The 13,953-nt window shown below is 70.8% G+C and carries 17 protein-coding genes; 11 read left to right on the forward strand and 6 right to left on the reverse strand.

Going from position 1 to position 13,953, the window contains the following annotated elements:
* The 7 genes from ACY35P_RS12860 to ACY35P_RS12890 form a co-directional block, all read left to right on the forward strand.
* Positions 1 to 840 (forward strand): biotin/lipoyl-containing protein (locus tag ACY35P_RS12860; RefSeq protein WP_462116235.1); only part of this gene is annotated, 840 nt, incomplete at its 5' end.
* Entirely contained in the window at positions 837 to 1,730 is an 894-nt protein-coding gene (locus ACY35P_RS12865; protein WP_462116236.1) for a hydroxymethylglutaryl-CoA lyase, read from the forward strand. The genes ACY35P_RS12860 and ACY35P_RS12865, both read left to right, overlap by 4 nt.
* A complete protein-coding gene (locus tag ACY35P_RS12870) occupies positions 1,727 to 2,215 on the forward strand; it encodes a GNAT family N-acetyltransferase (protein WP_462116237.1) in 489 nt (162 codons plus the stop codon). Before ACY35P_RS12865 ends, ACY35P_RS12870 begins: the two co-directional genes overlap by 4 nt.
* A gap of 1 nt (position 2,216) precedes the next feature.
* Complete coding sequence (locus ACY35P_RS12875) at positions 2,217 to 3,527, forward strand: metal-dependent hydrolase family protein (protein WP_462116238.1); 1,311 nt, start codon at positions 2,217 to 2,219, stop codon at positions 3,525 to 3,527.
* A 33-nt stretch (positions 3,528 to 3,560) separates the two neighbouring features.
* Positions 3,561 to 4,331 (forward strand): SDR family NAD(P)-dependent oxidoreductase, encoded by a 771-nt coding sequence (locus ACY35P_RS12880; RefSeq protein ID WP_462116239.1) that lies wholly within the window; start codon positions 3,561 to 3,563, stop codon positions 4,329 to 4,331.
* Positions 4,332 to 4,378: 47 nt separating this feature from the next.
* Positions 4,379 to 4,945, forward strand: a complete 567-nt coding sequence (yeiP, locus tag ACY35P_RS12885; RefSeq protein WP_462116240.1) for an elongation factor P-like protein YeiP — start codon at positions 4,379 to 4,381, stop codon at positions 4,943 to 4,945.
* 83 nt (positions 4,946 to 5,028) lie between these two features.
* Positions 5,029 to 5,424 (forward strand): hypothetical protein, encoded by a 396-nt coding sequence (locus ACY35P_RS12890; protein WP_462116241.1) that lies wholly within the window; start codon positions 5,029 to 5,031, stop codon positions 5,422 to 5,424.
* A gap of 18 nt (positions 5,425 to 5,442) precedes the next feature.
* On the opposite strand, the gene ACY35P_RS12895 is transcribed toward ACY35P_RS12890, so the two are convergent.
* On the reverse strand, positions 5,443 to 6,009 hold the full coding sequence (locus ACY35P_RS12895) for an NUDIX hydrolase (RefSeq protein ID WP_462116242.1): 567 nt from the start codon (positions 6,007 to 6,009) through the stop codon (positions 5,443 to 5,445).
* Positions 6,010 to 6,157: 148 nt separating this feature from the next.
* Between ACY35P_RS12895 and ACY35P_RS12900 the strand changes: the two genes are divergently transcribed.
* The 4 genes from ACY35P_RS12900 to mtnC all read left to right on the forward strand — a co-directional run bounded on the left by ACY35P_RS12900 (position 6,158) and on the right by mtnC (position 9,826).
* Complete coding sequence (locus ACY35P_RS12900; RefSeq protein ID WP_462116243.1) at positions 6,158 to 7,696, forward strand: amino acid permease; 1,539 nt, start codon at positions 6,158 to 6,160, stop codon at positions 7,694 to 7,696.
* A 140-nt stretch (positions 7,697 to 7,836) separates the two neighbouring features.
* Positions 7,837 to 8,502, forward strand: coding sequence for a methylthioribulose 1-phosphate dehydratase (locus ACY35P_RS12905; protein WP_462116244.1), 666 nt, complete (start codon positions 7,837 to 7,839; stop codon positions 8,500 to 8,502).
* Positions 8,503 to 8,514: 12 nt separating this feature from the next.
* Positions 8,515 to 9,072, forward strand: coding sequence for a 1,2-dihydroxy-3-keto-5-methylthiopentene dioxygenase (locus ACY35P_RS12910; protein WP_462116245.1), 558 nt, complete (start codon positions 8,515 to 8,517; stop codon positions 9,070 to 9,072).
* Positions 9,073 to 9,130: 58 nt separating this feature from the next.
* The gene (gene mtnC, locus ACY35P_RS12915) at positions 9,131 to 9,826 is read left to right on the forward strand and encodes an acireductone synthase (RefSeq protein ID WP_462116246.1); all 696 of its coding nucleotides are present in this window, start codon (positions 9,131 to 9,133) and stop codon (positions 9,824 to 9,826) included.
* Positions 9,827 to 9,833: 7 nt separating this feature from the next.
* Here the strand turns inward: mtnC and ACY35P_RS12920 are convergent, their stop codons facing one another.
* The 5 genes from ACY35P_RS12920 to ACY35P_RS12940 all read right to left on the reverse strand — a co-directional run.
* Positions 9,834 to 10,406: a YdeI/OmpD-associated family protein gene (locus tag ACY35P_RS12920; RefSeq protein WP_462116247.1), complete on the reverse strand. Its 573-nt coding sequence runs from the start codon at positions 10,404 to 10,406 to the stop codon at positions 9,834 to 9,836.
* A complete protein-coding gene (locus ACY35P_RS12925; protein ID WP_462116248.1) occupies positions 10,403 to 11,995 on the reverse strand; it encodes a calcineurin-like phosphoesterase C-terminal domain-containing protein in 1,593 nt (530 codons plus the stop codon). The genes ACY35P_RS12920 and ACY35P_RS12925 overlap by 4 nt, the downstream gene beginning before the upstream one ends.
* A 30-nt stretch (positions 11,996 to 12,025) precedes the next feature.
* Positions 12,026 to 12,682 carry a bifunctional phosphoribosyl-AMP cyclohydrolase/phosphoribosyl-ATP diphosphatase HisIE gene (gene hisIE, locus ACY35P_RS12930; RefSeq protein WP_462116249.1) on the reverse strand — a complete coding sequence of 219 codons (657 nt, stop codon included), beginning with the start codon at positions 12,680 to 12,682 and terminating at the stop codon, positions 12,026 to 12,028.
* Positions 12,654 to 13,427: an imidazole glycerol phosphate synthase subunit HisF gene (hisF, locus tag ACY35P_RS12935; RefSeq protein ID WP_462116250.1), complete on the reverse strand. Its 774-nt coding sequence runs from the start codon at positions 13,425 to 13,427 to the stop codon at positions 12,654 to 12,656. The genes hisIE and hisF overlap by 29 nt, the downstream gene beginning before the upstream one ends.
* The coding region (locus ACY35P_RS12940) for a 1-(5-phosphoribosyl)-5-[(5-phosphoribosylamino)methylideneamino]imidazole-4-carboxamide isomerase (protein ID WP_462116251.1) at positions 13,421 to 13,953 on the reverse strand (533 nt) is incomplete at its 5' end. The genes ACY35P_RS12940 and hisF, both read right to left, overlap by 7 nt.

Here is a 13,953-nt window from a genome sequence, read left to right on the forward strand (position 1 = left end):
AAGCTCATCGTGCATGGCGCGGACCGGCCGCAGGCGCTCGCGCGGCTGCGCGACGCGCTGGCGCGCTGCGAAATCGCGGGGCCGAAGTCGAACGTCGAGTTCCTCGAGCGGCTCGTGCGGCACCCGGCCGTGGTGAACGGCACGATCGATACCGGCTACCTGGACCGTCATCTCGACGAATTCCTTGCCGCGACCGGCACCGACGACGAGCGCCTGTTGCTGGCGGCCGTCACCGCGCGACTCGTCGCTTCGGAACGCGCCGCCGCCGGCTGCAATGCCGCGTCCGGCGATCCGACGTCGCCCTGGGCCCACCACGACGGTTGGCGCATCGACGGCCCCGCCCTGTCGCGCATCGCGGTCCTGCACCGCGGCGAGCGCCTCCTGCTGCGCGTCGGCGGTCATTCCGGCCGCTATCGAATCGAGCACGCGGGACGCATCCATGCGGTCGACGGAGTACGCCTCGAGGGCGAACGCCTGAGCCTTCGCCTCGACGGCGAGGCGCTGTCGGTGCGCGTCGGCCGCACGGGCGGCGCGTGGAGCGTGCACGACGGCGCGCGTCGCCTCGCCCTGCACGATGCCCCGCTGCACGATCCGCGACACGGCGGCGCCGAAAGCGGCGCCGATCGCGTCGTCGCGCCGATGCCCGGCCGCGTCGTGCTCGCGCGCGTGACGCCCGGCGATGCGGTCACCGCCGGGCAGGAACTCATGGTGATCGAGGCGATGAAGATGGAGTTGAGCCTCAAGGCGCCGCGCGACGGCGTGGTCGCCGAGGTGCGCGGTGCGACGGGCGACTTCGTCGAAGCCGATGCGGCGCTGGTGATCCTGGAGGCCGCGTCGTGAGCGACCTCGTCCGCATCGTCGAGGTCGGCCCGCGCGATGGCCTGCAGAACGAGAAGGCGATCATCGCGACCGCCGACAAGATCGCGCTGATCGATCGGCTGTCCGCGACGGGCCTGCCGGTCGTCGAGGCCACCAGCTTCGTCAGCCCGAAGTGGGTGCCGCAGCTCGCCGACGCCGCCGCCGTGTTCCGCGGTATCGCGCGTCGCGACGGCGTCGACTACCCCGTGCTCGTGCCGAACCTGCAGGGCTACGAGCGCGCGCGCGAGGTCTGCGTCCGTCACATCGCGGTGTTCACCGCGGCGTCCGAAGCGTTCAACCGCAAGAACATCAATGCCTCGATCGACGAATCGCTCGAGCGCTTCGCGCCGGTCATGGAACGCGCCAAAGCCGACGACGTGCGCGTGCGCGGCTACGTCTCGACCGTGCTCGGCTGCCCGTACCAGGGCGAGGTCGACGTCGCGGACGTCGTGCGTGTGGCCCGCGCGCTGCATGCGATGGGCTGCGAGGAAATCTCGCTCGGCGACACGATCGGCGTCGGCACGCCTGCGAGGGCACGCGCGATGGTGCGCGCGGTCGCGGGCGAGGTGCCGCTCGAAGCGCTCGCCGTGCATTTCCACGACACCTACGGCCAGGCGCTGGCGAACATCCTCGCCTGCGTCGAGGATGGCATCCGCGTCGTCGACTCGGCCGTGTCCGGCACGGGCGGCTGCCCCTACGCAAAGGGCGCCAGCGGCAACGTGGCCAGCGAGGACGTCGTCTACATGCTGCACGGCATGGGCATGACCACCGGCGTGGACCTCGACGCGCTGGTCGACACGGGCCGCTGGCTGGCCGCCCTGCTCGGCCGCGAAACCTCCAGCAAGGTCACCCGCGCGAGGAGCGCCGCATGACGACCGCCTACACCCTCCGCCCGATCGAGCCGCGCGACGACGCGGCCATGGCTTCCATCATCCGCACGGTGATGCCGGAATTCGGCGCCTGTGGCTCGGGCTTCGCGATCAACGATCCCGAAGTCGACTGGATGCACCGGGCCTATTCCGCGCCGCGCAGCGCCTACTTCGTCGTCGAGGTGGACGGCGAAGTGGTCGGCGGCGGCGGCGTCGCACCGCTGGAAGGCGGCGATGCCGACACCTGCGAGTTGCGCAAGATGTACTTCCTGCCGCGTGCCCGTGGGCTCGGTGCGGGCGCGGCCGTGATGGCGCGTTCGCTCGATGCCGCGCGCGGCTTCGGCTTCCACCGCTGCTATCTCGAAACGCTCACGGGCATGGACGCCGCGATGCGTCTGTACGAGCGCAACGGCTTCCGTCGCACCGACACGCCGATGGGTGCGACCGGGCACGGCGGCTGCGATATCTGGTACCTCAAGGATCTCTGACATGAAGCGTCTGCTGTGCGCGGTGCTGTCGATGGCGTCGCTCGCGGCGACGCCGGTGTCCGCCGAAACGCTGCTGATCACGCCCGCGCGCGTCTGGACCGGCGACGGCCCCGCGCATGCGGGCTGGTCGGTGCTCGTGCGCGACGGCGCGGTCGCGGCGGTTGGTCCCGCGGCCTCCGTCGAGGCGCCCGCCGACGCGCGCCGCATCGACCTGCCGGGCGCCACGCTGACGCCGGGCCTGATCGACCTGCATTCGCACCTGTTCCTGCACCCTTACGACGAGGCCGCCTGGAACGACCAGGTGCTCAAGGAGCCGGAGCCGTACCGCACGCTCAAGGCCGCCCGCTTCGCCGGGGACACGCTGCGCGCCGGCTTCACCACGCTGCGCGACCTCGGCACCGAGGGTGCGGGTTATGCGGACGTGGCGCTGAAGCGCGCCATCGACGAAGGACTGGTCGACGGCCCGCGCCTGTTCGTCTCGACCCGCGCGATCGTCGCGACGTCGAGCTACGGCCCGGGCCCGCGCGGCTTCCGGCCCGATGCGGAACTGCCCGGCGGCGCACAGGAAGTCAGCGGCGTCGACGAAGGCATCCGTGCGGTGCGCGAACAAGCCGGTCGCGGCGCGGACTGGATCAAGGTCTACGCCGACTATCGCGTCGGCGCCGACGGCAGCCCGCAGCCGACGTTCATGCCGGTCGAGCTGAAGGCGATGGTCGATGTCGCGCACGGCAGCGGACGCCCGGTGGCGGCGCATGCGGCGACCGACGCGGGCATGCGCATGGCGGTCGAGGCGGGTGTCGACACCGTCGAGCACGGTTACGGCGGCAGCGCGGCCACCTTCCGGCTGATGCGCGAGCGCGGCGTCGCCTACCTGCCGACGTTGACCGCGGTCGAATCGACCGAGACGTATTTCAACAAGTACGTGCCCGGCCGGTCCGCGCCGACGCCGAAGATCGAGGAATCGCTCAAGGCCTTCCGCACGGCGATGGCGGCCGGCGTGACGATCGGCTGCGGCAGCGACGTCGGCGTCTTCCGCCATGGCGACAATTGGCGGGAGCCGGTGCTGATGGTGAAGGCCGGCATGGCGCCCGTCGACGCGCTGCGAGCATGCACGTCCACGGCCGCGAGGATCCTGCGACAGCAGGCGCGCATCGGCACGATCCGCGTGGGCCTGCGCGCCGACCTCGCCGCGTTCGACGGCGATCCGACCGTCGACATCGCGACCCTCGCCCGCCCCGTGCTGTCGATGAAGGACGGCGTGGTCTACCGCGCGCCGGGCGACGCGCCCGCTGCGACGGCGCCCGCCCGGTAGAATCGCCGCCTTTCCGCCGTCCGAGGGACCGCCATGCAGATCTCCAACGCCCGTGCCGTCATCACCGGCGGCGTGTCCGGCCTCGGCTTCGCCGTCGCCCAGCGCCTCGTCCGCGACGACGGACGCGTCGCCCTGTTCGACGTCAACGAGGAGAAGGGCGCGGCCGCGGTCGCCGAGCTCGGCGCCGACAAGGCGCGCTTCTTCCGCACCGACGTGACCAACGAGGCGGACGTCGTCGCCAACGTCGCCGCCGCGGCCGAATTCCTCGGCGGCCTCAACGTCGCCGTGAACTGCGCCGGCATCCTCGGCTCGGGCCGCGTGCTCGGCAAGGACGGCGCGATGCCGCTCGCACAGTTCCAGACCACGGTGATGGTCAACCTCGTCGGCAGCTTCAACGTCGCCAAGGCCTGCGCCGCCCGGATGCAGGACAACGAAGCCGGCGCCGACGGCGAGCGTGGCGTGATCATCAATACGGCGTCGGTCGCCGCGTACGAGGGCCAGATCGGCCAGGCCGCGTACTCGGCGTCGAAGGGCGGCGTGGTCGGCATGACGCTGCCGATGGCGCGCGAACTCGCGCGTTTCGGGATCCGCGTGCTCACGATCGCGCCCGGCGTGTTCTGGACGCCGATGGTCGACGGCATGCCGGAGTCGGTACAGCAGTCGCTCGCCGCGTCGATCCCGTTCCCGTCGCGCCTCGGCAAGCCCGAGGAGTTCGCCGACCTCGCGGCCTACATCCTGGGCAACACCTACCTCAACGGCGAGACGATCCGCCTCGACGGCGCCACGCGACTCGCGCCGAAGTAAACGCCCTTCCCGGTCGGCGGTGCCGGCCCGCAACGCACGGAATTCCAATGAAGGCCTACGACATCAAGAAGGGCAACGTCGTCGAACACAACGGCGGCGTATACCAGATCCGCGACATCGAGCGCAGCAGCCCGCAGGGCCGCGGCGGCAACGTGCGCTTCCGCTTCACCATGTACAGCGTGCCCGGCGGCAACAAGCTCGATGCGAGCTTCGACGGCGACGACGACCTGCGCGAAGTCGACCTCGCGCGTCGCCAGGCGACGTTCTCGTACATGGACGGCGACGCCTTCGTCTTCCTCGACGACGAGGACTACACGCCCTACACGCTCGACGCGTCCAACGTCGGCGACATGTCCGGCTACATCGTGCCGGACCTCTCCGGCTGCTACATCCAGATCATCGACGACGCGCCCGTGGGCCTGCAGCTGCCGCAGACGGTGACGATGGAAGTCATCGAGACGCCGCCGGAGCTCAAGGGCGGCACCGCGACCAAGCGCCCGAAGCCGGCCAAGCTGTCGACCGGCCTCGAGATCATGGTCCCCGAGTACATCGGCAACGGCGAGCGCGTGCTGGTGAACACAACCACCGGCGAGTTCGCCGGTCGCGCGGACTGATCCCGGCGGAACTCCCGCCCGCACGGACGGTCCACCACGACGGCGCCTCGACCGGGGCGCCGTCGCCGTTTCCGGAGTTCCCGATGCCGCGCCTCCCGCTCGCCCTGCTCGTCCTGACCCTCGCGGGTTGCGCGTGCACCGCCCCACGCGCCACTGCGCCCCCGCCGCCCGTCGCGACGTCGACGCCAGCCACGACCTGCGCCCCGCCGCTCGGCCGTGATCCGTTCGACGGCTGGTGCGCCCTGCCGGACGATGTGCGCACCTACGTGGACGACCGCGATGCCTGCGACCACTTCCGCGGCGAGCCGTGGCCGGAAACCGATTCGACTGCCGACCGTGCGCGCCGACGTGAGATCCTCGACGGCCTGCGCACGGCGTGCGCGGGCACGGATGCGCGGCTCGCGGCGCTCAAGCACCTGCACGCGGACGACGCGCGCGCGATGTCGGTGCTCGCGGACTACGACGAGCGCGTCGAATAACCGGGCGCAACCGCGCGTCTAGTCGCGCGCGAGCCACTTCGCCGACATGCGGCGCACGGAGTCGTCGGACGCGGGATCCGCGTGCAGTTGCGCGATGACGCGCCAGGCGAGGTCCAGCGACTCCTCGCTGACGACGAAGGCTTCGTCGTCGCCGGCACGCACGACGAAGCGCACGTCGTAATGCCAGTGCGCGGGAACGTCGCCGCGCTCGGGAATCCAATGGCGGTCGAGGTCGAAGAGTCCGGGCTCCAGGGTGAGCCCGCCGAGGCCGGACTCCTCCTCCGCCTCTTTCAGTGCCACGCGGCCGAGGTCGGCATCGCCGTCGGCATGCCCGCCGAGCTGCAGCCAGCGCCCCAGCTTGCGGTGATGGGTGAGCAGCACGCGCTCGCCGGTGCGGTCGACGAGCCAGGCCGAGCCCGTGAAGTGCCCCGCGACGCGCTCGCGCGCGAATGGTCCGGTCTCGATGTCGTGCAGCAGTTCGACGAAATGGGCCACGACCGCCGCCTCGTCCGGCCATCGCGCCGCGTAGGCCTCGAGGTCGCGATGCAGTCGGTCGATCGCCTCGTGGTTCGACATCGGGTCCATACGCCAGCGTCTTCAAAGGTGCAGCGCAGCATTATCCCCGTTCAGCGCGTTTGTCGGCGAAACGTGACTTGTGCACGGGCGGCGGCAGCGGCTATGGTCGCCGGGTTGTCCGGTCCGGCTGGGCCGTACGTTCCCCGGGGAGAAGCAAATGCTGTTCTGGCGTGTGAAACCGCTCGACAAGATTCTCGAGACGGCCGAAAAGAAGTCGCTCAAGCGACAGCTCGGTGCGTTCCAGCTCACGATGCTCGGCATCGGCGCGATCATCGGCACGGGTATCTTCGTGCTCACGGCCGAAGCCGGCCAGAAGGCCGGCCCGGCGATGATGGTGGCCTTCGTCATCGCGGCGGTGGTCTGCGGCCTCGCCGCACTCGCCTACGCCGAACTCGCGTCGATGGTGCCGGTCTCCGGCTCTGCCTACACCTATACCTACGGCGTGCTCGGCGAAGGCCTCGCGTGGACCGTCGGCTGGGCGCTGGTGCTCGAATACGCCATCGCGGCCGGCGCGGTCGCGGTCGGCTGGTCCGGCTACGTCAACGGGCTGCTCGCGAGCGCGGGGATCAGCTTGCCGGACGCCCTCAAGACGGGCCCGATGGATGGCGGCAGCTTCAACCTGCTGGCCTTCCTGATCTCGCTCGTCGTCACTGGCCTGCTGGTCATCGGCACGTCGAAGTCGGCGAAGGTCAATGCGGTCCTCGTGCTGATCAAGGTCGCGGCGCTGACGGCGTTCATCGCCATCGCGGTGCCGGCGGCGAAGGACACGAACTTCCAGCCCTTCTTCCCGACCGGCTGGGGCAGCCCGCTCGGCGGCGTCGGCGTGCTGGGCGCGGCGGCCTCGATCTTCTTCGCCTACGTCGGCTTCGATGCGGTCTCGACCGCGGCCGAGGAAACGAAGAACCCGAACCGCAACATCCCGATCGGCCTGATCGGCTCGCTGGGCGTCTGCACCCTGTTCTACCTGCTGGTGGGCTACGGCGCGGTCGGTTCCGTGGGCTCGCAGCCGGTGATGGGCCCGAACGGCCTCGCCATGCACCCGGGCAGCCCCGAGCTGGCCGCGGCCTGCGAAGGCAGCCAGGCGCTCGTCTGCAGCAAGGAGCCGCTCGCGCACGTGCTGCGCATGCTCGGCTTCGCCAAGTGGGGCAACGTGCTCGGCATCGCCGCGGGTCTCGCCCTGCCGTCGGTCATCCTGATGATGATCTACGGCCAGACGCGCATCTTCTTCACGATGTCGCGCGACGGCCTGCTGCCGGAGCGGCTGTCGACGGTGCATCCGCGCTTCCACACCCCGCACGTGATCACGATGATCACCGGCGTGTTCGTGGCCGCGTTCGCCGCGCTGTTCCCCGTCGGCATCCTCGCGGACATCTCCAACTCGGGCACGCTCTTCGCGTTCGTGATGGTGGCCGCCGCGGTGATGATCCTGCGCGTCAAGGATCCGAACCGTCCGCGTCCCTTCCGCACGCCGTTGGTGTGGCTGGTCTGCCCGCTCGCGGTCGCAGGCTGCCTCCTGCTGTTCCTGAACCTCTCGGGCTACACGCTCTCGATGTTCTTCGGCTGGGCGGCGATCGGCCTCGTCGTGTACTTCCTGTACGGCTACCGCCGCAGCCACCTGGCGCACGGCAACCCGGCGGATCGCCGCGGTCCGCCGATCGACCCGGAGCCCCCGTTCCACGAGGGCCCGCAGGCCTGATCGACGCGACAGGGCTTCACCGGAACGGCGCGGGCAACCGCGCCGTTTCCTTTTGTCGCGACGGCGAGCGTTCCATCGCCGGAACCGCGCTGCACCGCCCCAGTGCACGACGCTGACGCGCCCTGCCCTAAACTTGCGCGATGAGCGCTTCCCTCCCGTTTGATCCGCAGCGGCTCGCCGCCTGCGCCGAGTCGATCATCGCCAACGTCCGCGAACTCGCCGCGCGCGGCTGGACGCCGGCCACGAGCAGCAATTTCTCGCACCGGCTGGACGATCGGCACGCGGCGATCACCGTCTCGGGCCGGGACAAGGGCCGCCTCGTGCCGGACGACATCATGGTCGTCGACCTCGAGGGCCGGCCGGTCGCCACGGACCGCACGTCGTCCGCCGAGACGCTGCTGCATACCCAGCTCTACGCCCGCTTCCCCGACGTAGGCTGCGTGCTGCACACGCATTCGATGAACCAGACCGTCGCCTCGCGCCTGTTCGCGGCGCAGGGTTCGATGCACCTGGAAGGCTACGAGCTGCTCAAGGCCTTCCGCGGCAACGACACCCACGAGGCGGCCATCGACCTGCCCGTGCTGCCCAATTCGCAGGACATGCCCGCGTTGGCCGCGCGAGTGGAAGCGCTGCTCGATGCCGGCCCGCTGTGGGGCTACCTGATCGAAGGCCACGGCCTGTACGCCTGGGGCCGCGACATGGACGAGGCCCGTCGACATCTGGAAGCGTTCGAATTCCTCATCGCCTGCGAGATGGAAATGCGGCGCCTCGCCCCCAGCTCCGTTCCGTTCGCTCCCCTCGCCTGATCCGAGTCCGACATGAGCCGCCTGCGCATCTTCCACGAAGCCACGCCCGACCAGCCCGAGTTCTCGTCCACCGACGTCGACGCCATCGCCGCGCGCCTCGCGCCCGTCGGCGTGGGCTTCGAGCGCTGGGAAGCGAGCAAGCCGGTCAAGGCCGGTGACGAGCCGGACGTCATCCTCGATGCCTATCGAGGCGACATCGACCGCATCGTGCGCGAGCGCGGCTTCACGACCGTCGACGTGGTGAGCATCGCGCCCGACGCGCCGCATCGGGAAGACGCGCGCAAGAAGTTCCTCGACGAGCATTTCCACAAGGAAGACGAGGTGCGTTTCTTCGTCGCGGGCTCGGGCATGTTCACCCTGCATGTCGAGGACCGCGTCTACGAGATGACGTGCGAGGCGGGCGACCTCATTTCGGTGCCCGACTCCACGCTGCACTGGTTCGACATGGGCCCGGAACCGGAATTCGTCGCGATCCGCTTCTTCCAGCAGCCCGACGGCTGGGTCGGCCATTTCACCGGCACCGACATCGCGCAGCGCTTCCCGCGCTTCGAGAAGCCGCGGGGCGAATAAGCCGTCCCATCCCTTTCCACGGCCGCGTCCGCGCGGCCGTTCGCATTCCGAGGCCCGCATGCCCGTCCGCGCGATCCTGACCGACATCGAAGGCACCACCAGCAGCATCTCGTTCGTCAAGGACGTGCTGTTCCCGTACGCGCGCCGCGCCCTGCCCGCGTTCGTGCAGGCGCACGGCGACGAGCCCGAGGTGCGCCGTTGGCTCGACACCGTCGCCACCGAGCAGGGCGGCATGTGCGACGACGCGATGGTCGTGGAAGTACTGCAGGGCTGGATCGACGAGGACCGCAAGCACACGGCGCTCAAGGTCCTACAGGGCATGATCTGGAAGGCCGGCTATGGCAATGCCGACTTCACCGCGCACATGTACCCGGACGCAGTGGAGGCGCTGCGCGAGTGGCATGCGGCGGGCCTGCCGATCCACGTGTATTCGTCCGGAAGCGTGCCGGCACAGAAGCTCTTCTTCGGGCACAGCGACGCCGGGGACCTGACTTCCATCGTGTCGAATTGGTTCGACACCGAAATCGGCGGCAAGCGCGACGCGCAGAGCTATGCGCGCATCGCCGAGGCGATCGGCCTGGCACCCGGCGAGGTGCTGTTCCTCTCCGACGTCGTCGAGGAAGTCGACGCGGCGCGCGAGGCGGGCCTGCAGACGGTGCTGGTCGATCGACGCGAGGATTACCCCCAGCCGCGCGAGGGCGAGGCGGCGAAGGGCCATCGCCGGGTCGAGTCGTTCGCCGACGTGGGCGTCTGACCTCCGGTCAGTGCAGCGCCTCGCCGCGTAGCATCATCGCCACGAAATCGCGCGCGCGTGCTTGGCGGGTCTCCGGCCGCTTCGCGGTCTGCACGCGCCAGCAGAAGGCATAGCGGTTCGCGGCGGACAGGGCTTCGAAGGCGCGACGCGCGTCCGGATCGCGCGCCAGCAGCGCGGCGAGCTCGTCCGGCACCTCGCGCGACGACGCGCCTGCGTAAGCGCGGTCCCAGCGGCCGTCCGCCCGCGCGGCATCGATCTCGCGCTGCCCGGCGGGCCGCATTCGACCGGCGGCGATCAGCGCGCCGGCCTTTTCGACGTTCCGCTTCGACCACAGGCTGCGCGGACGTCGCGGGGTGAAACGCTGCAGGAACCAGTCCGCGTCGAATGCGCGCTTCTGCCCGTCGATCCAGCCGTGGCAGAGCGCGACGTCGAGCGCGGCGTCGTAGGTGACCGATTCGATCCCCCGCCCGGCCTTGGCGATCCGCAGCCACAGGCCGCGCGCGTCGCCCGGCGATTCGATCCAGCGTTCGAAGGCGGCCGCGTCCGCGAAGGCCAGGACCGGTAGGCCGTCGGCCGTCATGGCGCGGCATCGTCCAGGCGATAGCCGACCCGGGCGCGCTGCTCGCCCTGCCACGGGTCCACCGCACGCACCTCGACGCGATGCTCGCCGACTGCGAGCGAGGTCGGCAGCGCGCCGCGCCACAGGTGCGTGGACGCCTGCGCCTCGGGCGAGCGGTCGTAGCCGCGCAGCGAGGCCGCTTCGTCATCGCGCACGTTCTCGGCGAGCAGCCAGGGGTCCGCCTGTTCGACGCGCTTCATCGGCTGCCACTCGCCGTCGTCCACGCGAAACTCGACGCGCTCGCCAGCCACGCCCATCCAGACGTTCGCGAACACGCCCCAGGCCGGATACGCGCCTCGACGCAGCACGCGCGGCGCATGCAGCCGCATCGCGTCGGTCAGCGCGCTCTCGCCATGCACGCCTGCGGGCTCCCACTTCAGCGCATAGCGGCCGTCCTCGCCGATGTGCAGGCGCGCCCACCCGTTCGGCGTGCCGTCCGCCATCGTCGCGTCCGGGATGCCGTCGTCGTTCTTCGCGCCGGACCAGTAGGCGCCGCAGGCGGCGCCCATGTTGTATTCGTGGAGCGGCGCCGCGCCGTGCCAGCCGGTGCCCGCGTCGTGCAGGACATGGCGCTGCACGTGGCCGTGCGCGCTGAGCAGCAGCACCTTCGGGACGTCCTTCAGCAGCGCGAAGAGGCGTTCGCGGTCGACAGCGCGGAACGTCTCGCCGCCATCCGGGAAGAACGGGATGTGCACGCCGACGACCAGCAGGCGTCGCGGATCGTGCGTCGACAGGTAGCGCTCGAGGAACCGGAACTGGTCCTCGCGAAGGCCGCCGACGTAGGCCGGCTTCTGTCCCGGGCGCGTGATCACGTCGTCGAGCAGCACGAAGTCGGCCTGCGGCTCCTCCCAGGCGAACGTGTCGGGGCCGTACGTGTTGCGGAACGTGAGCAGCGCATCCTCGTCGCGCGTCGCGTCCGCATCCACGTCGTGGTTGCCCGCGACGTGCAGCCACGGCGTGCCGAGCGACCCCGTGACGGCGTTCATCGCCGGGTACAGCGAGAGGTCGTCGTTGACGATGTCGCCGAGGGTGAGCCCGAGATCGGCGGTCGCACGACGGTCGGGCCGATGGAGGCGTTCGACGATGTCGCGGCGGTAGTAGTCGACGTCGGTCATCGACTTCGGCTGCGGATCGGCGAACAGCAGCACCTCGAGCCCATCCCGGTCCGCGCGGCGGCGCTGCAGGCCGAACGACGGGCAGGCCTCGCCCGGCGTGCTCATCCCGCCGAAGCGCAGCTTGGGCGCGTCGGCATGCGGCGCGTGTCGCCAGAACGCGGGGAGTCCGCCGTCCGGCCGGGGAACCGCCCAACCGGCCGGCTTGATGACGAAACGGGTGCGACCGGCAACGTCCGGCAGCCGGAAATGCCCGTCACGGTCGGTGACCGCGATCTCGACGCCGTCGGACACCCGGATGCCGGGCAGGCCACGCTCGCCGGCGTCACGCATGCCGTTCGCGTTGTGGTCGTCGTAGACGGCACCGGGGCAGCCGGACGCCGCATGCGCGACGGCGACGAACGACGACAGGACCACGGCGACGACGAGGCGATGCATGCGAAGACTCCCGAAGACCGGGAGAGCCTATCAGCCGCCCGTCGCGCCACCCGCGCCGCCGTGGCGCCGCTCGAGCACGTGGAGCGCGTCGGCGAGCGACAGTCCCCGTGCGCGCAGCAGCACGACGAGGTGGTACAGCAGGTCCGCCGACTCGCCGAGCAACGCGGCCTCGTCCTGCGCCACCGCGGCCAGCGCCGTCTCGACGCCCTCCTCCCCGACCTTCTGCGCGATGCGGCGCACGCCCGCGTCGAACAGCCTGGTCGTGTAGCTACCTTCCGGACGTTCGACCTCGCGGCGCGCGACGAGCGCATCCAGCGCGCCGAGGAAGTCGCCGGGCGCGTCCGGGAAGCAGCTCTCGCGGCCGCGGTGGCACGTCGGGCCGCGCGGCGTCGCGAGCACCAGCAGCGTGTCGGCGTCGCAATCCAGTCGGACGTCGACGACTTCGAGCACGTTTCCGGAGGTCTCGCCCTTGGTCCAGCGACGCCCGCGGGTGCGGCTGAAGAACGTCGCCTGCCGCGTGGCGAGCGTGTGCGCGAGTGCGTCGGCATCCATCCAGCCGACCATCAGCACGCGCAGCGTCGCCGCATCCTGCACGACGGCGGGGACCATGCCGTCCTGCTTGGTCCAGTCGACCGCGGTGGCGTCGAAGACGATCGGCTCAGGCACGGCGCACCTCGATGCCCGCATCGGCGAGCGTGGACTTGAGTGCCGGGATCCGCACGGCACCGGAATGGAAGACGCTGGCAGCGAGCGCGCCGTCGACATCGGCGTCCCGGAAGACGTCGACGAAGTGCGCGGCCTCGCCCGCACCGCCCGAGGCGATCAGCGGCACCCGGCAGAGTGCGCGCGCGGCGACCAGCTGTTCGAGGTCGTAGCCGCTGCGCACGCCATCGCTCCCCATGCAGTTGAGCACGATCTCGCCGGCGCCGCGGTCCTGCGCCTCGACGATCCAGTCGAGCGTGCGCCGCGCGAGCGCCTTCGTGCGCGATGGATCGCCGGTGTACTGGCGCACGCGCCATTCGCCGTCCTCGTCGCGCAGGCTGTCGATGCCCACGACCACGCATTGGACGCCGAAGGCGGTCGCCAGTTCGTCGATCAACGCGGGACGGTCGAGCGCGGGCGTGTTGACCGAGACCTTGTCGGCGCCGGCGTGCAGGATCGTGCGTGCGTCTTCGACGCTGCGGATGCCCCCGGCGACGCAGAACGGGATGTCGATCAGCCGCGCGACGCGCTCGACCCACGCGCGGTCGACGCTGCGGCCTTCCGGGCTCGCGGTGATGTCGTAGAAGACGAGTTCGTCGGCGCCTTCGTCGCGGTAGCGCAGCGCGAGTTCGACGATGTCGCCCATGTCCACGTGGTCGCGGAAGCGCACGCCTTTGACGACGCGGCCGTCGCGCACGTCGAGGCATGGAATGAGTCGACGGCTCAGCACGAAGCTGGCTCCGTCACGGCGAGCGCGTCCGCGACGTCGAGCCGACCTTCGAGCAGCGCCTTCCCGAGCACGATGCCCGCACAGCCGGCCTCGAGCGCGGCGCGTACGTCGTCGACCGAGCGCGCGCCGCCCGAGGCCTGCAACTGCACGCTGGGCGCGCGCGCGACGACCGCGCGGTAGAGATCGAGGTTGGGCCCGGCGAGCATGCCATCGCGGCCGATGTCGGTGCACAGCAGGTGGCGGAGGCCGGCCGCGGCGTAGGTATCGACCAGGTCGAACAGGTCGACACCGCCGTCGCGCGTCCAGCCCTCGGTCGGCAACGTCCAGCGGCCGTCGGTCTCGCGGCTGTCGAGCGCGACCGTGATGCGGTCCTGCCCGTAGCGCGGCAGCCAGGTGACGACCGCCTGCGGCTGACGTACGGCCAGGGAGCCGACCACGACGCGCGAGGCACCGTGGACGCGCGCGTCGCACTGAGCGAGGACGAGCGCGTCGGCGCGGGCGACGGCGAGGAGCCGACGTCCCTGAT

The sequence above is a fragment of the Lysobacter xanthus genome, from assembly GCF_047159895.1.